The sequence below is a fragment of the Natronococcus roseus genome, from assembly GCF_043677095.1.
Taxonomy (GTDB): domain Archaea; phylum Halobacteriota; class Halobacteria; order Halobacteriales; family Natrialbaceae; genus Natronococcus; species Natronococcus roseus.
Genome location: NZ_JBHLJR010000001.1, coordinates 164,626 through 183,708, shown reverse-complemented (window position 1 = coordinate 183,708; position 19,083 = coordinate 164,626). Strand labels below are relative to the sequence as shown.

Below are 19,083 nucleotides of genomic sequence, written 5' to 3'. Positions count from 1 at the left end.
AGCGACGCGACCGAGGTTAGCGCGGAACCGAAGGTTCCGCGAACCATGCGAACGGGCACTGCGTGCCCGTGAGCAGGAATCGGCTGGGGAGGAAGTGGAAATCCCTGTTGCCAGGATAGCAGGACACATCGTTCCGATCGTCAGCCATCAGAATCGGGGAGTAGTACACAACGTCGCCGGGTTGTGTGTAGATCGATCGATACGAGCCGGAACTGGCCGGGACCAGCGTGAAGGACGTCGACGGTGGCGTCCGACTATGGACGAGAGCACCGACTTCGAGGAGCTGGCCTCGCGCGTCCGAACCCAGTCCGAGGATGCCGCCGGCTCCGACACCGATCGCGTAACGATCCGCTCGTTCCAGGAACTCTCCCCCGACGCGCTCTCGGAGCTGCTCGAGGCTGCCGAGACCGACGCCTCCGAACCCGGCTCGCTCGTATTCGTTCTCTCGAGAGCGAACGCGGACCTGTTGCTCGAGCGCGAGCACGACCTCGAGGGTATCGACGACCTCGAGGCCGAACTCGGCCGCGAGGTGCGAGCCGAGCAAGGAATGCCCGACGACACGATCCTGCTGTTAGATCCCGAAGCTGTCGACGGCGAGGAGCTGCTCGAGCCCGAGTCGATCGCTTGCGGGATCGTCGGGAGCGACCACTGAGGAGCCGTCGTCTCCACGGCGACCCCCCTTCGGTACTATTCGTCGGCTCGTCGTCGTGGACCTATGCGATATCTCGAGATCACGGTGCCGGAGGGGCGGCGCCAGGCCGTCCTGAACATCCTCGAGGACGAGGCGATCGAGTACGTCGTCAGCGACGAGACCAGCGGCAGGGGGTATACTGCCGTCGTTCGATTCCCGCTGCCGACGCGGGCGGTCGAACCGGTGCTCGACCGGCTGCGGCAGGCAGGAGTGAGCGACGACGCCCAGGTCGTCGTCATCGACGCCGAGACGGTCATCTCGGAGGAGTTCACGACGCTCCGTGACCAGTACAGCCGGGGCGGACAGCGAGGCGCGCGCACCTCGAGACAGGTCCTTCGAACGAAGGCCGAGGAGTTCACGCCGCCGGTTTCGATCTACGTCGTTATGCTGCTGATCAGCGCCGTCGTCGCCACCTCCGGACTGCTCGCGGACTCGCCGGCGGTCGTCGTCGGCTCGATGGTGATCGCGCCGCTGCTGGGCCCCGCGCTCGCCGCCAGCGTCGGGATCGTCACCGGCGATAGTGCGCTCAAGGCGACCGGGTTTCGCTACCAGGCCCTCGGCGTCGCGATCGTCGTCGTCGCGTCGATCGGCCTCGCGACCCTCGCGCGGCTGGCCGGCCTCGAGCCCGCGGGGGTCGACATCGTCGTCGCCACCGAACTCGAGGAGCGCGTCTCGCCGAACCTGTTCTCGATCGCCGTCGCGCTGGGTGCCGGCGTGGCGGGGATCCTGAGTCTCACGCGCGGGTTCTCGGAGGCGATCGTCGGCGTGATGATCGCTGCGGCGCTCATCCCGCCCGCCGCCGCGGTCGGCATCACGGTTGCCTGGGGCATGTACGGCGCGGCCCTGGGTTCGGGGGTGCTCGTCGCCGTCAATCTGCTCTCGATCAACCTCGCGGCGCTCGCCACGCTGTGGATCGCCGGCTACCGTCCGCAGGGCCTGTTCGAGGCCTCGCCGACCCGCGGACCGACCTACCGGTACGCGGCCGTCTTCGGGGTCGCGCTGCTGGTGCTGGCCGCGCCGCTGGCCGGCATCACGCTGTTCGACTTCCAGACGACTCAACTCGAGTCGTCGGCCGAAGAGGAGGTCGCGTCGGTGCTCGAGGAACCGCAGTACGAGGGGCTCGACGCACGGGACGTCGCGGTCGAACTCGACGGAAACTACCCGATCCAGTCGGCCGATCGGATCACCGTAACGATCGCCGGGTCGGAGCCGGGACCGGTTCCGGGGTTGGCCGACCGTCTCTCCGAGGCGATCGGCTCGCCCGCCGACGGACCGATCGTGGAGGTCCAGTACGTCGTCACCGAGGAGCGCGATCCCGGCGCCGGGACGTGACGACCGTTCCGCGTTCGGGCCCTCCATCAGAAGAGGGCAGTTCGACGGCTCCGAACGGCTATCGACGCTCCAGTTCGGCTGATCGCCCTGTTTTCCTGACTACGACGTTATCTACGCCGGAGGCGTCCGTTCGAGTATGGGTACTGTTGACAGGACACCGGGAGAGGAGACGTTCGCGCTGCTCTCGAGCGAGGACGTCGCGTCGCTGGCAGCCGACTTCGCCGGCGAGATCGTTCGGCCCTCGGACCCGACGTACAACGATTCGCGAGAGATCTGGAACGGGATGATCGACCGCTATCCCGCACTCGTCGCGCGCTGTTCCGGCGTCGCCGACGTCGTCGCCGCGGTGAACTTCGCTCGCGAGCAGGGCCTCGAGGTCGCCGTTCGCGGCGGTGGCCACAACGTCGCCGGAACGGCTGTCAACGACGGCGGGCTCGTCGTCGACCTCTCCGAAATGAACGCCGTGCGGGTCGACCGCGGGACGGGAACCGTTCGGGCCGAGGGTGGGGCGACCCTGGGCGACGTCGACCGCGAGACGCAGCTGTTCGGTCTCGCGACGGCGCTCGGCGCGGTCTCCCAGACCGGGATCGCGGGACTGACGCTCAACGGCGGCTACGGCCACCTGAGCCGCGAGCACGGACTGGCGCTCGACAACCTAGTGAGCGTCGACGTCGTCACCGCCGACGGGCGGGTCCGGACGGCGAGTCGCAATCGGAACCCGGACCTGTTCTGGGGACTGCGCGGCGGCGGCGGAGCCCTCGGGATCGTCACCTCCTTCGAGTACGAACTCCACGAGGTCGGTCCCGAAGTGTACGCATTCTTTCCCTGGTTCCGTGCCGACGACGCGCCCGCGGTGATGGCCCGCTACCGGGAGTGGATCGCCGACGCGCCGCGAAACGCGGGCGTGCTCGTCTTCACCGCCCACGTTCCCGACCTCGAGGAGTTTCCCGAGGCGGCGTGGGGCGAGGCCGCGATCGCGATGCTCGGCTCCTCCCGCGGCGACCCCGCGGACGCCGACGAACTCTTCGGATCGCTGCTCGAGGGCACGACCCCGCTAGTCGATCTCAGCGGGGAGCGAGCGTACGTCGACCTGCAGTCGATGCTCGACGAGGACTACCCCGACGGGCTGCGCTACTACTGGAAGGCGATCTACCTCGAGGAACTCGACGACGCGATCGTCGAACTCATGCTCGAGTACAACGAGGCCGCGCCGTCGGCGCTGTCGACGCTCGACCTCTGGCATCTCGACGGGGCGGTCGCCGACGTTCCGCAAGACGAGACGGCGTTCTGGCACCGCGACAAACCTCACATGCTCACCGTCGAGGCCAACTGGGCGGATCCCGACCAGGACGACGCGAACCTCGAGTGGGCTCGCGAGGCCATCGCGAAGGCGGAGACCCTGTCGATCGCGTCGGGACGGTACGGCAACTTCCCGGGCATGTACGAGGAGCCCGCACGGGCGCGCTACGGCGACAACTACGATCGGATAGTCGACCTCAAGACCGCGTACGATCCGGAGAACCTGTTCCGACTCCCGGGGAACGTCGCGCCTCGAGTCGACGACTGAGCGGACGAAAACCGACTCAGCAGCCACTATCGTAACAACTGAAACTGTTTGGACACCGATCGCACAGCCGTCGTGCGATCGGGTGTGCACTGACTGTCAGTGGTTACTTTAGAAGTAACACAGGTTCGTTGTTCGGAGAGTGCCGTAGAGTGGTGTACTACTTTTCAGCTAGCTTCTGAGAGTGCGACAGGGAACTCGTGTATCAGCTACCGGACTGAACTCGGGCCGATGGGTCTTCCTGCGGTGGCGTGCGCTGTCGACCGATCGAGCGTCGCGAGGTGGAGTATGCGAGTCCCTCGAAAAGCGAGTCGTGCGAGACCTTCGGCGAAAGCCCCTGGTCGCGTTTCAATCGCCGGATTCCGACCGACGACGGATCGGGGAACACCCTTTATACGACGGCTTCGAATGGCCGACGATGAGCGATGGATCGAACCCGACGGACGCGGCGGCGGCGTTCGCCGAGCGGGCGGAGGCCGAGTACGGCGAGACGATCCGTCACCTCGTCGCGTTCGGCAGCGCCGTTCGCGGCGACGACCGCGACGTCCACAGCGAGGCGGAGCTCCTGCTGGTACTCGAGGACACGGAGCCCGAGCGCGACCTCGAGGCGCTGGCCCGGGAGATCGGCCTCGAGCACGGCACCGTGCTCTCGGTACACGTCCTGCCGGCGGATCGGTACGAGGAGCAAACGGACCACGAGTTCGTCGAGCGAGCGTTCGCCGAAGGGGAGGTATATGTATAGGCAGCGGTCACCCGCGGCCGGTTCGGGATCGAGTCGCGCACACTCGAGCGGCGTCACCCTCGAGGTGACGGATCGGTGACGATGCGAGTCACGCTGCTCGGCACCGGCGACACCACCGGAACGCCGACCGTGGGCTGTGACTGTGAAACCTGTCGGACGGCCCGCGAGCGCGGCCTCGAGCGGACTCGCTTCTCGGTCCACGTCGAGAACGAGCGCACGGGCGAGTCGCTGCTGGTCGACTTTAGCCCGGACTTTCGCTACCAGTTCCTGCGCGACGACGTCGCTCTGCCCGACGCGGGGATCATCACGCACATCCACTTCGACCACCTCGACGGACTGGGCAACGCCTTCCGAGTGTTCGACTCGCTCGAGGTGTACGCGGCCGACGAGACCGACCCGCGAACCGGGAAGAGCGTCGCCGAAACCGTCGCCGACGACTACCACTACCTGAACACGATCACCGTGTTGCCGACGACGCCGCTCGAGTCGACCCGGATCTGCGGGCTCGACGTGACGTTCGTCCCGGTCGACCACCCGCCGCTGGTCTGTTACGGGCTCGCGATCGAGGACCCGGAGACGGGCGCGAAGCTGTCGATCACGGGCGATACGAGCTACGCCGTACCCGAGGGCTCTCGAGAGGTCCTCGCCGATCCGGATCTCCTGCTGGCCGACGCGATCGTCCCGGCCCATCTCTGTGCCTCCCACCCCGCCGGCGGACGCCACGAGGGTCCCGACGGGACACCCTACACGTTCGGCTCGAAGCACATGACCCGCGAGGGGGCGCTGACGCTGGCCGAGGAACTCGAGGCGAGCCGAACCCGGCTCGTCCACCTGGCACACTACTATCCCGCAGAAGAGGCGTTCGAGGAGCCACTCGCGGTCGACGGCGAGCGGTACGTTCTCGAGTGAGCGGCCTCGACCGCGACGGCGGTTAGAAGCCGCCGCCGAGGAGCAGGTCGAGGAAGTCCTGGACCGCGAAGATTGCCAGGACGAACGCCAGCAACACGAGGAAGGCGTTGACGACGTTCAGCAGCGTCGTGTTCCGGTACTCGCCCATCGTCTCCTTGTCGTTGACCGCCCAGAACAGCAGGAGGGCGGCCAGCGGCAGGCCGAAGATCCCGTTGTACGTGGGGAAGAGGATGACCATGTCGACGACCGAGAGGTCGAGAACGCTACTGATCAGCGGCGAAGCGAGTCCCATCCCGGTCAGGCCGACGAAGATGAGTTTGAACAGTCGGCTGCTCTGGTCGACCTCGATGTCCATCGCCTGCGGGATGATGTACGCCGGCGTCCACATGATCGGGATGATGCTGTTGAACGCCGCGGCCGTCACGCCGGCGACGAACAGCACCATCGCCCACGTGCCGAACACCTCGACGAGCGCCTCGCCGGGCGTGATGAACGACTCGAGTTCGGTAAAGCCCATCGGCTGTAACACCGCGGCCGAGACGACCAGGATCGCGACCGTGGTGATCCCGCCGACGGTGAAGCCGACGACGAGGTCCCGACGGGCGTCGGAGACGTCGCTCTCGTCGGTCCAGCCCTTCTGCTCGACGAGGATCGACTCGAGGAAGAAGTTGGGCCACAGCGCGGTCGTCCCCAGTAGACCAGCGGCGATCGCGAGCGCGCCCAGCGAGTCCGACGTCGGGACGAATCCGAGCGCGAGCGCGCCGAGATCCGGATTGCTCGGGCCGGCGACGGCGAGGTAGAGCACCATCACCGACAGCATCATGACGATCATCAGCTTCTCGACTTTGTCGTAGTTCAACAGCCCGACCCCGATGGCCAGCAGCGTCGTCAGGACGGCGATCGGCTGCCAGGCGATGGCCCCTCCCGTGACGAACGAGACGCCCGCACCCACGGCTGCGACGAGTCCGAGTGTCCAGGCGACACAGCCGATCGAGAGAAAGACCGCGATCGCCGTCGCGGGCCCCCTGCCGAGTTTTTCGCGGACGAACGGCATGAGTGGCTGTCCGTGTATTCCGAGTCGTGCGCTCATATCCTGTGCCATGACGCCGAGCAACACCGCACCGACGACGGCCCATAGCAGCGTGTATCCGTGCATAAGCCCGGCCTGGCTCGCGATAAACACGGATCCGGAGCCGAAGTAGCTGGCGACCATGACGAACGCCAGTCCGTACTCCCGTACCGCATCTGACAATTCTTGCGCGATTCGTGTCGTGAAGTTTTCAGTGGTTCCCATGAATTAAATTTCCGGAAGTTCCGCCCGAGGCAGTTCGGTCAATGTACAGAGATAGTATCGCGAAGTCAACCAAATATAACGACTCCGTACGTAAAAGGCTCGGCGTTTCACTTTCCAGGGGAAGGGGACGAGAGCCTTCGATACTCAGTATCGAAAGCGATCCGTATTCATCGGCGATCGCTCACCGAAAGCGCTCGAGTCCCGCCTGGCTGTGGCGCTTTCCGTCCGGATCCGCGACCCAATCGGTTCGGTCGTCCCGTTCGGTCTCGAGGTCGACGTCCGGTCCGGCTTCGGGTTCGTACCCCGGGCAGTCGGTGCCGCAGTCGATTTCGGCGTCGACGACTCGGCCCGCCCACTCGCAGTACGGCAGCGTCGCGCCGCTCGAGTCCTCGACTCGACAGTTCCTACAGTCGGGAAAGCCGTAGGTTCGCCACCCCTTGCCGTAGGCTCGCTCGGCGAGGCGCCGACGGGCGCGTGCCTTCGCCGCAGGCGAGACGACGGCGACGTCGGTCCGGCCGGGATGAGTCTCGAGGGGCTCGACTCCCGGCTCGGCGACCGCGAGGGGAGTCGGCTCGCGGAGCACGTCGATTTCGCGGACCGCTCCCTCCTCGCGGTGGACCCGCCAGATCCCGACCTCGTCGGGGATCCGGTTGCGGTGAGCGCCCGTGACGTAGCTCTCGGTCGACAGCACGACCTCGTCGACGAGTCCGAGGCTGACGTCCGTCCGGAGCTGAGCCTCGAGATCGCCCGGTCGTCCGAGATCGGGCTTGTTCTCGATACCGACGATCCGATCGTACCAGTCGGGGTACCGTGTGACTTGGCGGACGTACTCCCGTCCATTGTGGCGCTCGGGCTCGAAGAAGCCGATCTCGAGGGCGCGCTCGGTCGCCCGCCGCGCCCGTTCGGGATGGCAGTCGAACGCGTCTTTCCAGTACCGCGTGCGGCCGGGGCCGACCCGCGATTCGATCGCTGCGGTGGGTATCGCCTCGGCCGTGATCGCGGTCCGATCCGCGAATCGGTGGCCGGGAGCGACGGCGACGATATCGAGGATGCGCCCGCCCGGATCCGCGACGCCCGCGCCGAGCTGTCGGGCGAGGAGGCGGTCGCCGCGGGACTCGAGGGCGGCACACAGCTCGAGTTCGAACGCGAACTCGCTCACGAGGGACCGAACGGGCGGTGACGAGAAAAGGAGGCCGGTCGCCTACTCCAGTGAGAGACAGTGTCACGAGAGACAACAGGATTAATCACCCTGCGGTCCAAAGCCGGATGGTATATGGGGGTACTCGATGCACTCGGTGTTCGAGGCCACGACGGGACGACGCGGTACGAGTGTCGAAACTGCGGGAGAGAGCTGGCGGCCGACGCCGAGGAGTGTACCGGTTGTGGCTCCGGCGAGATCGCACACTACGAGTTCTGACGTCGTTTTGGCTTTACCGTCTGAGATCCGAACGGCCGGAGTACGTCGCTCACCGCGAGCGAAACGCTGATTTACGAACGGCACTATCCGCCGATGAGGAATGGCGAACAGGGACGACGTTTCCAGAGAACTCGCGGAGTGTACGGAGTGTGGCACGGTCTACGCGGCCAGACAATGGCCAAACGGGACGATCAAGGCGATCGGAAGCGAGAGCTGTCAGTGTGGGTGCACCGACTTCGCTCTCGTCGAGACCGACGAGGAGACGGTGCCGCCGGACGAAGCGGAGTAGCCGGCCACACCGCCGAGTGACGTTCGTGACGAGCCGCGACGCCCTCGAACGGACCGAGGCTCAGCGCGCCCTCGGCCGCGGGTTGGGGTGGTTCAGGTCGTCGGTCGACGGCCGACGACCGCGTCGGCGATACCACTCGAGGAGCCATCGGCCGGCGACCGACGCTCCGATGGGAACGGCGACGACGGTTGCGAAACCGACCGATAGCGCGACCGAAGCGGTGACCAGCGGCGGTCCGGCGACGGTCGCCGCGGCGGTCGTCGCGGTCACGAGCGCGGCGCTGAACGCGACGACGGTGAGGACACACGAGGCGAACGCCGACGCGAGACTGCGATCGGTGCCGGGCGGTACGGTCGGGGATGGAGAGTGCGGTGGGTGCATCGGTTCTCGACCGTACCGACGCGCCGATGCGGATTAAGTGTAATCTGAAAAACATTTCTGTAACGTCCGTTACTGAAGGAGATTTCAGGACGGGTGGCCGACTGTGTGACTGTTCGATCGATTCGGCCGTTCGGCCTCGAGAATCGACGGCTTCCCAGGGGAGGCTGCCGCAGTTCCACGCGGTGACGGTCCGCTGTCGACCCCACGATCGGTTCCAGCCGCGCTTCCTCCGCGGCGGTTATCCTACCGTCCATCGGTCGCGTTCGCTCACCGACTCGTCTCGAGCACCGAGAGATCCTCGGCCATCCTAACCCGGAGTTCGTCGCCGGCCACCGCCAGCCGCACCTCGAGGTGGTAGGGGTCACGCTCGAGGATTCGCGTGTACTCGGCGGAGACACACCACGGAAGCGTCCAGTAGGGTCGATCGTCGAGCGAGACGCCTCGCTCGTCGTGAAAGCGAACCACCGTCGAGTGATCGAGCAGTCGGAGCCCGGCGGCCGAACAGAGGGCGTGACCGCACTGGACGCACTCGTGGTCGACGCGAACGCCGACGCCGAGACAGCACTCGCCGGACTCGGCGATTCGGGTTTCCATTCGCCCGCTGCACTCCGGACAGACGCCGTCGGCCGCCAGACAGTGGAGGTGACGGACGCGCTGGTCGAAGGCGTCGGCGATCTCCGCGGGGGTCCGATCGTTCAGACCGCCGGGCGGAAAGCCGTACTCGCCGTGGCACTGTCCGCAGTCCCGACAGTCGATCGCGAGGTGCTCGTCCGCGTAGGCGGCCCGGAGCGAACCGCCGCAGTCGAAACACTCCCCCGCAACGGGGAACGGCTCGAGCGTCGGCCGCTGGTTGAACGAGCCCGCGATCACCGAGCGGACGACCTTCCGGCCGGCGTGTTTGAACGCGTACCCGTCCTCTCGGCGGGTGACGAAGTGGCCGGTGAGTTTCTGCAGGTGGTAGTTGAACTGTGCGGAGTCGCGCATCCCGACCGCTCGGCGCAGCTCCGAGAACGACACGGGACGCTCGTCGGCCGCCCACAGCGCCTCGAGAATGGCGAGGCGGGTCTCGTTGCCGATCAGGGCGAACGCGTCGGCCGGCTCGAGGCACTCCGTACACTCGAGAACCGATTCGGGACCGGTGTCGCTCGAAGCGGATGAGTCACTCATGCGAAGGTCTACCACCTAACCGAGCTAAAGCGTTCGCTCAACGTCGTTTCTGTAACGGAGCTGTTATTCTGGCGGGGACGGGTCTCGGCACGACCCGATCTTTGGGATCACGGGCCCAGCCATCGACGGACGCGTTCGCGATCGGAAGGAGTTTAGGTCGTTGTGACCGCTTGTGATCGATGAGCAACAACCGACGCCCGACGACGCGCCGTCGGCTACTCGCCGGCGCGGGTTCGATCGGGGTTCTCGGAGCTGCCGGCTGTCTCGACGACGGCGAGCCCGGCGAATCGACGGATGACTCGAGTGACGAAGACCACGACGAACAGACCGACGATCCCGACGACGGCGAGTTCGACGACGATCTGGTCGACGATCCGGTCGACGACGCGGACCACGAGGTCGACGTCTCCGAGCTGCTCGTTTACGACCGTGACGGCGAACAGGTCGCGAACTCCCACGCCGGCCACTGGCACTACGAGACCGAGACGGGCGGACTGCCGGCGATCGAGCCGGGATCGGCGATCGAACTCGAGGCCGTCTTCACCAAAGACGGCGAGGAGCTCCCGCTGGGCGAGGACGAGCCGTACCGCCTGGGTGTCGAACTCGCAGACGGGGACGACGAAATTGTCGACATTGACGTCGACCCCGCGACCGTCTCGATTTCGGGCGAGCAGGCGGGAGAGACGGCAACCGTCTTCGAGCTGCTCGAGGACGGAGACGTCGTCTGGGAGGCGCCCCCGATCGACACCCCTGTCGAGGAGTAACGAGGCCGAGATCGCCCGACTGCACGGAACTGTTTGGCACCGTGATACGCTCCGAGAACAGTAGGTTTATCAGTCGCACGGCGGAACCTCTACCTAAGATTACTCATCGTCTTATGGCAGGAAATCAACAACCGGAGGTGAACATCGGACTCGTCGGCCACGTCGATCACGGCAAGACGACGCTGGTGCAGGCTCTCAGCGGATCGTGGACGGATCAGCACAGCGAGGAGATGAAACGCGGCATCTCCATCCGGCTGGGCTATGCGGACGCGACGTTCCGTCACTGTCCCGACCTCGACGAGCCCGAACGGTACACCGTCGAACAGGAGTGTGCGGACGGCTCGCCGAGCGAGCCGCTTCGAACGGTCTCGTTCGTCGACGCGCCGGGTCACGAGACCCTGATGGCGACGATGCTCTCGGGGGCCTCGCTGATGGACGGCGCCGTGCTGGTCGTCAGCGCCAACGAGCCGGTCCCACAGCCCCAGACCGAGGAGCACCTGATGGCGCTTGACATCATCGGGATCGACAACATCGTCATCGCCCAGAACAAGGTCGACCTCGTCGACTCCCAGCAGGCCCGACAGAACTACCAGGAGATCCAGGAGTTCGTCGAGGGCACCGTCGCCGAGGACGCACCAGTCGTCCCCGTCTCGGCCGGCCAGGAGGTCAACCTCGACCTGCTGATCCAGGCGATCGAAGAGGAAATCCCCACGCCCGAGCGCGATCCCGGAACCGACGCCCGGATGCACGTCGCCCGGAGCTTCGACATCAACAAACCCGGGACGACCGCCGCGAACCTCGCCGGCGGCGTCCTCGGCGGCAGCCTCGTTCGGGGCGAACTCGAGCTCGACGACGACCTCGAGATCCGTCCGGGACGGGAGGTCGAGGAGGGCGGCCAGACCGAGTACGTCCCGATCCAGACGACGGTTCGATCGCTGCAGGCCGGCGGCGCCGACGCGGAGTCGGTTACGCCCGGCGGGCTGCTCGGGGTCGGCACCGGACTCGATCCCTCGCTGACGAAAGGCGACGCCCTCGCGGGACGGATCGCCGGCCCGCCGGGGTCGCTGCCACCGACCTGGGAGCAGTTCACGATGGACGTCGACCTGCTCGACCGCGTCGTCGGCAACGTCGAGGAGACGAGCGGACCGGGCGACGCAGCCGACATCGACGAGATCAGCACGGGCGAGCCCCTGATGATGACCGTCGGCACCGCGACGACCGTCGGCGCGGTTACGAGCGCCCGCAGCGGGGAGTGTGAGGTCAAGCTCAAACGCCCCGTCGCGGCCGAGCCCGGCGCGAAGATCGCGATCAATCGCCGGATCGGCGCCCGCTGGCGACTGATCGGGCTGGGAACGCTTCGCGAGTAACACGACGACAGCGCCATGAGCACCCGGGTCGCCCTCGACACGAGCGCGCTGATGATGCCGGTCGAGCTGGACGTCCGGCTGTTCGACGAACTCGAGCGGCTGATCGGCTCTGCGGAGCTGGTGGCACCCCAGCCCGTGATCGAGGAGCTCCGGCGGCTCTCGGAGAAGGGCGGCACCGAGGGGACCGCCGCGTCGGTCGGCCACGACCTGGCAACCGAACGCTGTCTCGTCGTCGACACGGAGGAGTCGTACGCCGACGACGCCCTGGTCGAACTCGCCCTGGAGGGGAGCGTCGACTACGTCGTCACGAACGATCGCCCGCTGTGCGACCGGGTGCTCGAGGCGAGCATACCGGTACTTGCATTACGCGGGAGAAACAAGCTGGCAATCACTCAACCATAGATGTACAAACGGGTCAAACTGAAGGATACGGTCGAAGTACCGCCGAAAGCGCTCGGTGACGTCTCGCCGAAGCTGGTCAAGCAACTGCTGCAGGACAAACTCGAGGGTCGGATGGACGAACAGGTCGGCAGCGTCGTCTCGGTCACCCAGGTCCACGACATCGGGGATGGAGCCGTGCTCCCGAACAAGCCGGGGGTCTACTACGAGGCCGAGTTCGACGCCGTCACGTTCGACCCCGACATGCAGGAGGTCGTCGACGGCACGATCGTCGAGGTCGTCGAGTTCGGCGCCTTCGTCGGGATCGGCCCCGTCGACGGGCTGCTCCACGTCTCCCAGATCTCGGACGAGTACCTCGCCTTCGACGGCGAGAACCAGCAGCTCGCCTCGAACGAGTCCAACCGCACGCTGGGCGTCGACGACGCCGTTCGAGCGCGCATCGTCACCAAGAGCATCGACGAACGCAACCCGCGCGACTCGAAGATCGGTCTCACCGCAAAACAGCCCGGACTCGGCAAACACGGCTGGCTCGAGGAGGACCACGAGAAGCGCGAAGCGGCCACGGGTGAGTAACGATGGCATCCGATCGACTCGTCTGTCGTGAGTGCCACCGGGTCAACGATCCCGACAGCGGCACCTGTGACTCCTGTAACTCCTCCTCGCTGACCGAGGACTGGGCCGGCTACGTCGTCATCGCCCACCCCGAGGACAGCGAGATCGCCACGGAGATGCAGGTCACCGAGCCCGGCGCGTACGCGCTGAAGGTTCGGTAACGTGGCTCGCGACGACGACGGCGACGACGTCCGCGCGGACGACCAGCTGCTAGTTTTACCCGACGAACTGCGCCACGAGCTCAAGGAGCCGATGGGCCCGATCGAGACCGACGCCGAGATTTTGCTCGAGGGGGTCTCGGGGCCGCTGATCGCCGTCGGCGACGTCGTCACCTACCACATCGTCAGGACGGGACGCGACCCCGACGTCGCGCTCGTCGACGAGCGGACCAAACGCGAGCTCGTCGAAGAGGAGATCCGCGAGACCGTCACCGAACGAGTGAACGTCGAGGCCCACAATCCGCCCGCCGAGCTCACCGCCGACGTCCTCGAGACGCTCCGGGAGAGCCTCGAGCGCGAGGAGCCGACGACCGTGTTGGTCGACGGCGAGGAGGATCTGGTCGTGCTGCCGGCGATCATGGTCGCGCCCGACGGCGCCAGCGTCGTCTACGGCCAACCCGACGAGGGGATGGTCCACGTCGTCGTCGACGACGAGGTGCGCCGGGAGGTCCGGGACCTGCTCGAGCGCTTCGAGGGCGACCAGGAGCGGTTCTGGGAGCTGCTCGAGGAGTAGACGGAATCGGAGACCGGCGTGACGCGGTCGATCGCAACGTACCCGATCCCCGTCGGCGAAGGGCTGGTGATCGAAAACGTATCCAGCAGTTCGCGAGAGGAGCGCAGTCTGACGTCTCAGACGCTCTTTTGAGCGGGAGCCGTGTTTAAGTGACGTGCAAACAACCTATTAGGGATGACTGACTTCCTCCCACGACTGAAGTCGTGGGGTTCCAGTCACAGACTGGAGAGCCACGGCGGGGAGGTTCCTCACTCGTCCGAGACGGTGGGGTTGTGGGCCGAGCCAATACGACCCCCGACCGGGATAGCGGGCTTCATCTACCCTCCTGCTGAGGTGTGTATCCTTACCCCGGACTCGGTAGCACAACCGACGGAACGAACTGGCGGAGTTGTTTCGGCCCCCGTCGGATTCATCCCACAACTGAAGTCGTGGGCTTTCTCCTTGAACCATTGTGACTCAGTTTGGCCGACACGTGGTGGGTTTCTGGAGCGAGGGTCCTCTCGGAAACGGGGAGAAAGTGGAGGAGCGTGTCACTGATCAGTTCGTCGACCCCGAAACCGAACCGGAACTCGAGCCCGACGGATCGTCGTCTCGCGGGTCGTACTCATGTTCGCGGAGCAGATCCGGCTCGACGTCTCGGAGGACGGCCTCGTGGGTCGACTCGAGCACCACCGGGGGCGCACAGCCTTCCTCCTCAGCCTCGAGCCAGCGTCCCAGGCAGAGACACCAGTGGTCGCCGGGCTCGAGGCCGGGAAACTCGAGTTCCGGACGGGGCGTCGTGAGGTCGTTGCCGTGGGCCTTGCTGAACTGCAGGAACTCCTCGGTGAGGACGGCACAGAGTTCGTGACGGCCGCGGTCGCCCTCGACGCGTCGACAGCAGCCGTCCCGCAGAAAGCCGGTCATCGGATCGGTGCTACAGGGCTCGAGTTCGGTGCCGAACACGTTCCGATCGGGATCGGTGGTCATACCGAATCGTCGGACGGAGCGCGGAAAAACGTGGTGTCGGCGGGACGTGTGTCGCCGTCGCTCACTACAGCGACCCCAGGGAGACCGTCACTCCCGCGTGTGTGACTTCAGGCTCGGCGGGCTCACCGGTTCGAGGTCGTGACTCGTGAGGTACTGCTCGAGGAATGTCGTCCGCTCGCGGATCTCCTCGGGTTCGTGGGCGTCGGTGCCGAGGGTCACGGGGACGTCGTACGACCGGAGGGCCTCGAGGAACTCCTCCGAGGGGTGGACGATCGACTCCTCTCGGGTCGCCCGGCCGGCGTTGATCTCGGGAACCGTCCGCGAGTCGTCGAAGGCCCTCGCGACCCGCTCGTAGTGATCGGTGGTCGTCCGTCCCTGTAGCGGCGGCGTGCGCTCGATCAGGTCGAGGTGGGCCGCGACGTCGAACAGCTCCGAGTCGATCAGCGCCACCAGCCGGTCGATGTAGTCGTCGACGACGGTGTCCCTGTCGGTTTCCGAAAGCCCCTCGAAGTTCGAGGACACCTGGACGTTCTCCCCCTCGACGGCGTGGACGCTGCCGATCGCGTACTGGAAGTTCGCTTCCTCGAGAAAGGCCGCAATCTCGTCCTCGTCCCGGGGATCGTAGTCCATCTCGACGGCGTCGTAGACGTCGATCCCGGTGTGCTCCCGAACCTGCTCGATCGCGTCGCGGCGCCGCTCGTAGGTGAGATCGAGGTTAAACCCGTAGCGATTGCGAGTGGCGTTAGCTCCGTCGCGTGCGCTGATCGAGCAGTGGTCAGTGAGGCCGATCCCCTCGAGCCCCGCCTCCTCGGCGGCCCGTACCATCCCCGGCAGAAAGGAGCCATCGGAGTAGCTCGTGTGCGCGTGGAAATCGTACATACCGGCTTGAGGAAGCCCGAACAGTTGATCGTTGCGCTCTCGACACCGGTGGTGGGTCCGACTGACGTCGTCAGTGATCGTGGTCGTGGTCGTGATCGTGACCGTCGCCGCTGTCGCCGACGTCGCCGCCCGCGACGAGTGCGTCGTGGTCGCCGTCGATCATGTCCATGTTCTTCAGGTTGTCCCGCTCCTCGAACTCCTCGACGGCGTTGAGCAGGTCCTCCTGGGTGAGCATGGTGCGATCCTCGGTCAGCGCCTCGAGGACGGCCTCCCGGAGCACCATCCGGAGGTCGCTGCCGGTCATCCCCTCGGTCGCCTCGGCGACGAGTTCGGGGTCGAACTCGTCGATACGCATCTGTCGGGTGATGACTCGCAGGATGTCGGCCCGCATGTTGTAGTCGGGTTTGGGGAAGTTGACGATCTCGTCGAAGCGCCGCCAGGCGGCCGCGTCGAGCTGGTCGGGGTGGTTCGTCGCCCCGATCAGGAGCACGTCGTCCTGGATCAGCGAGATGTTGTCGATGCTCTTGAGCAGGGTGTTGACCGCTCGCTTCAGCGCGGCGTGTTCGTCGCTGCGCCGCGTCTTGGCGACGAAGTCGAACTCGTCGATAAAGAGGATACACGGCGAGAGCCGTTTGGCGACCTCGAAGGTCTTGTCGACGTTCTTGGCCGTCTCGCCGAGATACTGGCTCGTGATCATCGAGAGCTTGACCTCGACGAACGGGAGGTCCATGTCCTGGGCCAGCGCCTGTGCCGTCGACGTTTTGCCGGTGCCCGGCGGGCCGACGAACAGCAGCTTCCCGATCTCGCGCAGGCCGATCTCCGCGAGGTAGTCGCGGTGTTCGATCGCCTTCGCGATCTTGTCGATCTCGGCCTCCTGGCCCGCCGTCAACACGAGATCGTCGAGCGTGACGTCGACCTCCTCGGGGGCCCGGACGTCGACGAGGTCGAGCATCTCCTCGTCTTCCTCCTCGTCGAAGTACTCCTCGAGCAGGCCGTCGATCCAGACCCGATCGGCCTGAATCGGCCGGTTTCGCTCGCGGGCCGCCTCGTGGCTGACGTCGACGTCGTACTCGTCGTGTTCCGCGAAGTGTTTTGCAAGCGTCGGGTTCTCGAGCAGCCGTTCGTCGTCGGTCCGGTCGAGGTACCACTGTTCGGCCATCCCCTCCTCGGTGAACGTGATCGTTCCGGAGAACTCGTCGCGATCGGTGAACATCAGCCCCGAGACGGCCTCCCAGGGTCGATCGACGTCCGTCGCCTGTCGTGCGGTGGTGTTGGTCGCCGACAGCGGTCGGGTGATCCCGCCCCGCGTTCGACTGTCATCGTCGTCGTCCTCGCTCTCGTCGCTCCCGCCCGTCCAGAAGACGCGGCGGTACGACGGCGGGAGATCGTTCTCGTCCAGCGTCCTGTCGTCGGAATACACGCTCGTCGTGAGCACGAACTCGACGACATCGAGCGCTGCGTCACTCATTCGGTCAACGTATTCTCTACGCACCCTTAACGTCGTCGTCACGCGGCGACGCTCGAAGGCCGGCTCGAGCGGCACAACGGTTTTGCTCCATTAGCTCACAGACGTACGCATGAACGTGTTGCTGGGACTGGCCGGAAGCGACGAATCGATCACGGCGTTGCGCCGAACGATCGAGCGAACCGACGACGTCGGCGACGAGCTCACCGTCGCGGTCCTCGAGAAGGGCGACACGGATCGCTCGCAGGAGGAGATGTACCGCCAGGCCGAGACGCTGCTCTCGGAGGCCGACTTCGACGCCGAACTCGAGCGCCTCGAGGGCGATCCGGGTCCCTCGCTGGTCAACTACGCCGAACAGGGCGAGTTCGATCAGCTGGTAATCGGCGGCGGCACCATCAGTCCGATGGGGAAGATCCAGCTGGGATCGATCACGGAGTTCGTCCTGTTGAACGCTCCGACGACGGTCAAGCTGGTGCGATAACGATGCCCGGGAGAGTGTATCCCGACACGGCATCGGGGTCGTTTCCCGCGCCGCCGTCGACCGCCGAGGATCAGTCGGGTCGGGAGATCGAGTTCCGGGCCGTCGACGAGTTCGAGGGCGAAGTGCTCGACGACACCGTCGAGATGTACGCCGAGTTCGATCCGACCGACCGCGCCCAGGGGATCCCGCCGACGGGCGAGGATCGGATCCGCAACTGGCTCGAGACGATCGCCGAACACAGCGTCAACGTCGTCGCTCGACACGGCGAGGACGTGATCGGCCACGCCGTGCTCGTCCCCGACGCCGACGACCCCGGTTCGATCGAGGACGTCGGCGACGTCGAGTGGGAGCTGGCGATCTTCGTCCTCCAGGCCTACCAGCAGTCGGGGATCGGGACGCAGCTGTTGAAACACCTGCTCGGGCACGCGATCGAGCTGGGGATTACCCACGTCTGGCTGACCGTCGAGCGCTGGAACACGCCCGCGATCGCGCTGTACGAACGCGTCGGGTTCGAACCCACCGGCACCGAGAACTTCGAACAGGAGATGGGGATCCTGCTCGACTGACGGCGGATATCTGTTCGGGAACAGGACCGAGTGCGAGCGGGCACAGCGATTCGTTCCGTACAAGTGAACGACGTATCAGTACGATCCAACCATCCCTTCTGCGGTGGCGCGCGCTGTCGACCGGCCGAACGTAGCGAGGTGCGAGCCTGCGAGCACCTCGGAAAACGAACGGTAACCGAAGGGAACCGTGAGCGCCAGTGAGGACGGTCGACGGTACTGCTCGAGGTCTTCGCGAGCCATGCGAGCGAACGGCTTGGAAGACGCAGCGCGTCTTCCAGTGGATGAGCAAACGACCGCAGGGAGTGAGTGAATCGGTTGGGGAGGGCGTGGCGATCCCCTGTGTTCGTGCGAGTAGCGTCTGTTCCGTCGGTATCACCGCGAAAGCCCCTGCCGTTCTCGAGCGTTCTGACTCGCTGCGCGCGCTCCTTGTAGTCGCGTGCTTGCGTCGTCGGAACGCTCGAGCGCGCCAGCCCTTTCAGTCCCGCCCAGCGGTGGTCAGTTGGGGCTGCAGACACGACACCGGACGGCCCATTCGTACACCTACATAACGGCCGAATTAGCGGGATCCGAGGCGACGAAAGTGTGTTTCGCTCTCCCGCTACACCGAGAGGACGGGCTGGCTGGCGTAGGACAGCACGTACTCGGCGGCCTTCTCGAGGATCTCCGCCGAGGCGCCGGTGACGGGCTCTCGGGGCAGGACGATGAAGTCGGCGTCGACGGCGTCGGCGGTGTCGAGGACGACGTTACCCGGATGCCGAGTCTTTCGCGTCGTCGAGAACCCGTGGTCGACCGACGTCGACAGCGAGACGCCTTCGCTGTCGGCGATGTGACTGATGTCGTCGAGGAACCCCTGCGTGCTGTCGGCGACGGTCTCCTCCTCGACGGTGCCGGCGTCTATCCCCTGTACGACGCCGCGGCCGAGCACGAACAGCGCGTGGACCGACGCGTCGTAGCGGTCGGCGACGGCGACGGCGTACTCGACGGCGGTCGCGGATTCCTCGCTCCCGTCGACCGGTGCGAGGACCGTGTCGACGGTAAACGACTCGCTGGCATCCATACGCGGCAG

The 19,083-nt window shown here is 66.0% G+C and carries 23 protein-coding genes; 15 read left to right on the top strand and 8 right to left on the bottom strand.

Annotation, left to right across the window (positions count from 1 at the left end; genetic code table 11):
* The first annotated feature begins 256 nt into the window (after positions 1 to 256).
* The 5 genes from ACFEMD_RS01010 to ACFEMD_RS00990 all read left to right on the top strand — a co-directional run bounded on the left by ACFEMD_RS01010 (position 257) and on the right by ACFEMD_RS00990 (position 5,238).
* On the top strand, positions 257 to 652 hold the full coding sequence (locus ACFEMD_RS01010; RefSeq protein ID WP_394739020.1) for a hypothetical protein: 396 nt from the start codon (positions 257 to 259) through the stop codon (positions 650 to 652).
* Between the two features lie 63 nt (positions 653 to 715).
* Positions 716 to 2,023, top strand: coding sequence for a TIGR00341 family protein (locus ACFEMD_RS01005; RefSeq protein WP_394739019.1), 1,308 nt, complete (start codon positions 716 to 718; stop codon positions 2,021 to 2,023).
* Positions 2,024 to 2,159: 136 nt separating this feature from the next.
* Positions 2,160 to 3,590, top strand: coding sequence for an FAD-binding oxidoreductase (locus ACFEMD_RS01000; RefSeq protein ID WP_394739018.1), 1,431 nt, complete (start codon positions 2,160 to 2,162; stop codon positions 3,588 to 3,590).
* 415 nt (positions 3,591 to 4,005) lie between these two features.
* Positions 4,006 to 4,329 (top strand): hypothetical protein, encoded by a 324-nt coding sequence (locus tag ACFEMD_RS00995; RefSeq protein WP_394739017.1) that lies wholly within the window; start codon positions 4,006 to 4,008, stop codon positions 4,327 to 4,329.
* Positions 4,330 to 4,410: 81 nt separating this feature from the next.
* Positions 4,411 to 5,238, top strand: coding sequence for an MBL fold metallo-hydrolase (locus tag ACFEMD_RS00990; protein ID WP_394739761.1), 828 nt, complete (start codon positions 4,411 to 4,413; stop codon positions 5,236 to 5,238).
* A 22-nt stretch (positions 5,239 to 5,260) separates the two neighbouring features.
* Here ACFEMD_RS00990 and ACFEMD_RS00985 read toward each other — a convergent pair whose 3' ends face one another.
* Complete coding sequence (locus ACFEMD_RS00985; RefSeq protein WP_394739016.1) at positions 5,261 to 6,532, bottom strand: NRAMP family divalent metal transporter; 1,272 nt, start codon at positions 6,530 to 6,532, stop codon at positions 5,261 to 5,263.
* Between the two features lie 181 nt (positions 6,533 to 6,713).
* Positions 6,714 to 7,691 carry a DUF5787 family protein gene (locus tag ACFEMD_RS00980; RefSeq protein WP_394739014.1) on the bottom strand — a complete coding sequence of 326 codons (978 nt, stop codon included), beginning with the start codon at positions 7,689 to 7,691 and terminating at the stop codon, positions 6,714 to 6,716.
* A 114-nt stretch (positions 7,692 to 7,805) separates the two neighbouring features.
* Between ACFEMD_RS00980 and ACFEMD_RS00975 the strand changes: the two genes are divergently transcribed.
* Positions 7,806 to 7,949 (top strand): hypothetical protein, encoded by a 144-nt coding sequence (locus ACFEMD_RS00975; protein WP_394739012.1) that lies wholly within the window; start codon positions 7,806 to 7,808, stop codon positions 7,947 to 7,949.
* A gap of 100 nt (positions 7,950 to 8,049) precedes the next feature.
* Positions 8,050 to 8,238 (top strand): hypothetical protein, encoded by a 189-nt coding sequence (locus ACFEMD_RS00970; protein ID WP_394739011.1) that lies wholly within the window; start codon positions 8,050 to 8,052, stop codon positions 8,236 to 8,238.
* 60 nt (positions 8,239 to 8,298) lie between these two features.
* Here ACFEMD_RS00970 and ACFEMD_RS00965 read toward each other — a convergent pair whose 3' ends face one another.
* Positions 8,299 to 8,619, bottom strand: a complete 321-nt coding sequence (locus ACFEMD_RS00965; protein ID WP_394739010.1) for a hypothetical protein — start codon at positions 8,617 to 8,619, stop codon at positions 8,299 to 8,301.
* Between the two features lie 267 nt (positions 8,620 to 8,886).
* Positions 8,887 to 9,786: an ArsR/SmtB family transcription factor gene (locus tag ACFEMD_RS00960; RefSeq protein WP_394739009.1), complete on the bottom strand. Its 900-nt coding sequence runs from the start codon at positions 9,784 to 9,786 to the stop codon at positions 8,887 to 8,889.
* A gap of 179 nt (positions 9,787 to 9,965) precedes the next feature.
* Between ACFEMD_RS00960 and ACFEMD_RS00955 the strand changes: the two genes are divergently transcribed.
* The 6 genes from ACFEMD_RS00955 (at position 9,966) to ACFEMD_RS00930 (ending at position 13,660) form a co-directional block, all read left to right on the top strand.
* Entirely contained in the window at positions 9,966 to 10,550 is a 585-nt protein-coding gene (locus tag ACFEMD_RS00955; RefSeq protein ID WP_394739008.1) for a hypothetical protein, read from the top strand.
* 113 nt (positions 10,551 to 10,663) lie between these two features.
* Positions 10,664 to 11,917 carry a translation initiation factor IF-2 subunit gamma gene (locus tag ACFEMD_RS00950; RefSeq protein WP_394739007.1) on the top strand — a complete coding sequence of 418 codons (1,254 nt, stop codon included), beginning with the start codon at positions 10,664 to 10,666 and terminating at the stop codon, positions 11,915 to 11,917.
* A gap of 15 nt (positions 11,918 to 11,932) precedes the next feature.
* Positions 11,933 to 12,319 (top strand): PIN domain-containing protein, encoded by a 387-nt coding sequence (locus tag ACFEMD_RS00945; RefSeq protein WP_394739006.1) that lies wholly within the window; start codon positions 11,933 to 11,935, stop codon positions 12,317 to 12,319.
* A complete protein-coding gene (locus ACFEMD_RS00940) occupies positions 12,320 to 12,889 on the top strand; it encodes a DNA-directed RNA polymerase (protein ID WP_394739005.1) in 570 nt (189 codons plus the stop codon).
* 2 nt (positions 12,890 to 12,891) lie between these two features.
* A complete protein-coding gene (gene spt4 / locus ACFEMD_RS00935) occupies positions 12,892 to 13,089 on the top strand; it encodes a transcription elongation factor subunit Spt4 (protein WP_005553101.1) in 198 nt (65 codons plus the stop codon).
* 1 nt (position 13,090) lies between these two features.
* The gene (locus ACFEMD_RS00930) at positions 13,091 to 13,660 is read left to right on the top strand and encodes a GTP-dependent dephospho-CoA kinase family protein (protein ID WP_394739004.1); all 570 of its coding nucleotides are present in this window, start codon (positions 13,091 to 13,093) and stop codon (positions 13,658 to 13,660) included.
* A gap of 537 nt (positions 13,661 to 14,197) precedes the next feature.
* Here ACFEMD_RS00930 and ACFEMD_RS00925 read toward each other — a convergent pair.
* From ACFEMD_RS00925 to ACFEMD_RS00915, 3 genes are all read right to left on the bottom strand, one after another.
* Positions 14,198 to 14,626 carry a DUF2237 family protein gene (locus ACFEMD_RS00925; protein WP_394739003.1) on the bottom strand — a complete coding sequence of 143 codons (429 nt, stop codon included), beginning with the start codon at positions 14,624 to 14,626 and terminating at the stop codon, positions 14,198 to 14,200.
* Between the two features lie 87 nt (positions 14,627 to 14,713).
* Positions 14,714 to 15,505, bottom strand: coding sequence for a PHP domain-containing protein (locus ACFEMD_RS00920; protein WP_394739002.1), 792 nt, complete (start codon positions 15,503 to 15,505; stop codon positions 14,714 to 14,716).
* Positions 15,506 to 15,575: 70 nt separating this feature from the next.
* The gene (locus ACFEMD_RS00915; protein WP_394739001.1) at positions 15,576 to 16,973 is read right to left on the bottom strand and encodes an ATP-binding protein; all 1,398 of its coding nucleotides are present in this window, start codon (positions 16,971 to 16,973) and stop codon (positions 15,576 to 15,578) included.
* Positions 16,974 to 17,082: 109 nt separating this feature from the next.
* Here ACFEMD_RS00915 and ACFEMD_RS00910 point away from each other — a divergent pair, with 109 nt between their 5' ends.
* Complete coding sequence (locus ACFEMD_RS00910; RefSeq protein WP_394739000.1) at positions 17,083 to 17,451, top strand: universal stress protein; 369 nt, start codon at positions 17,083 to 17,085, stop codon at positions 17,449 to 17,451.
* Positions 17,452 to 17,453: 2 nt separating this feature from the next.
* Complete coding sequence (locus tag ACFEMD_RS00905; protein WP_394738999.1) at positions 17,454 to 18,017, top strand: GNAT family N-acetyltransferase; 564 nt, start codon at positions 17,454 to 17,456, stop codon at positions 18,015 to 18,017.
* Between the two features lie 598 nt (positions 18,018 to 18,615).
* On the opposite strand, the gene ACFEMD_RS00900 is transcribed toward ACFEMD_RS00905, so the two are convergent.
* Entirely contained in the window at positions 18,616 to 19,074 is a 459-nt protein-coding gene (locus ACFEMD_RS00900) for a universal stress protein (protein ID WP_394738998.1), read from the bottom strand.
* Positions 19,075 to 19,083 lie beyond the last annotated feature (9 nt).

Excerpts from the sequence above, each read along its gene's own strand:
- ACFEMD_RS00970 (WP_394739011.1), top strand. The coding sequence starts at position 8,050 with ATGGCGAACAGGGACGACGTTTCCAGAGAACTCGCGGAGTGTACGGAG.
- spt4 (WP_005553101.1), top strand. The coding sequence starts at position 12,892 with ATGGCATCCGATCGACTCGTCTGTCGTGAGTGCCACCGGGTCAACGAT.
- ACFEMD_RS01005 (WP_394739019.1), top strand. The coding sequence starts at position 716 with ATGCGATATCTCGAGATCACGGTGCCGGAGGGGCGGCGCCAGGCCGTC.
- ACFEMD_RS00920 (WP_394739002.1), bottom strand. The coding sequence starts at position 15,505 with ATGTACGATTTCCACGCGCACACGAGCTACTCCGATGGCTCCTTTCTG.
- ACFEMD_RS00995 (WP_394739017.1), top strand. The coding sequence starts at position 4,006 with ATGAGCGATGGATCGAACCCGACGGACGCGGCGGCGGCGTTCGCCGAG.
- ACFEMD_RS00925 (WP_394739003.1), bottom strand. The coding sequence starts at position 14,626 with ATGACCACCGATCCCGATCGGAACGTGTTCGGCACCGAACTCGAGCCC.
- ACFEMD_RS00915 (WP_394739001.1), bottom strand. The coding sequence starts at position 16,973 with ATGAGTGACGCAGCGCTCGATGTCGTCGAGTTCGTGCTCACGACGAGC.
- ACFEMD_RS00950 (WP_394739007.1), top strand. The coding sequence starts at position 10,664 with ATGGCAGGAAATCAACAACCGGAGGTGAACATCGGACTCGTCGGCCAC.
- ACFEMD_RS00990 (WP_394739761.1), top strand. The coding sequence starts at position 4,411 with ATGCGAGTCACGCTGCTCGGCACCGGCGACACCACCGGAACGCCGACC.
- ACFEMD_RS00900 (WP_394738998.1), bottom strand. The coding sequence starts at position 19,074 with ATGGATGCCAGCGAGTCGTTTACCGTCGACACGGTCCTCGCACCGGTC.
- ACFEMD_RS00910 (WP_394739000.1), top strand. The coding sequence starts at position 17,083 with ATGAACGTGTTGCTGGGACTGGCCGGAAGCGACGAATCGATCACGGCG.
- ACFEMD_RS00985 (WP_394739016.1), bottom strand. The coding sequence starts at position 6,532 with ATGGGAACCACTGAAAACTTCACGACACGAATCGCGCAAGAATTGTCA.
- ACFEMD_RS00905 (WP_394738999.1), top strand. The coding sequence starts at position 17,454 with ATGCCCGGGAGAGTGTATCCCGACACGGCATCGGGGTCGTTTCCCGCG.
- ACFEMD_RS00975 (WP_394739012.1), top strand. The coding sequence starts at position 7,806 with ATGGGGGTACTCGATGCACTCGGTGTTCGAGGCCACGACGGGACGACG.
- ACFEMD_RS00965 (WP_394739010.1), bottom strand. The coding sequence starts at position 8,619 with ATGCACCCACCGCACTCTCCATCCCCGACCGTACCGCCCGGCACCGAT.
- ACFEMD_RS01010 (WP_394739020.1), top strand. The coding sequence starts at position 257 with ATGGACGAGAGCACCGACTTCGAGGAGCTGGCCTCGCGCGTCCGAACC.
- ACFEMD_RS00945 (WP_394739006.1), top strand. The coding sequence starts at position 11,933 with ATGAGCACCCGGGTCGCCCTCGACACGAGCGCGCTGATGATGCCGGTC.
- ACFEMD_RS00955 (WP_394739008.1), top strand. The coding sequence starts at position 9,966 with ATGAGCAACAACCGACGCCCGACGACGCGCCGTCGGCTACTCGCCGGC.
- ACFEMD_RS00940 (WP_394739005.1), top strand. The coding sequence starts at position 12,320 with ATGTACAAACGGGTCAAACTGAAGGATACGGTCGAAGTACCGCCGAAA.
- ACFEMD_RS00960 (WP_394739009.1), bottom strand. The coding sequence starts at position 9,786 with ATGAGTGACTCATCCGCTTCGAGCGACACCGGTCCCGAATCGGTTCTC.
- ACFEMD_RS01000 (WP_394739018.1), top strand. The coding sequence starts at position 2,160 with ATGGGTACTGTTGACAGGACACCGGGAGAGGAGACGTTCGCGCTGCTC.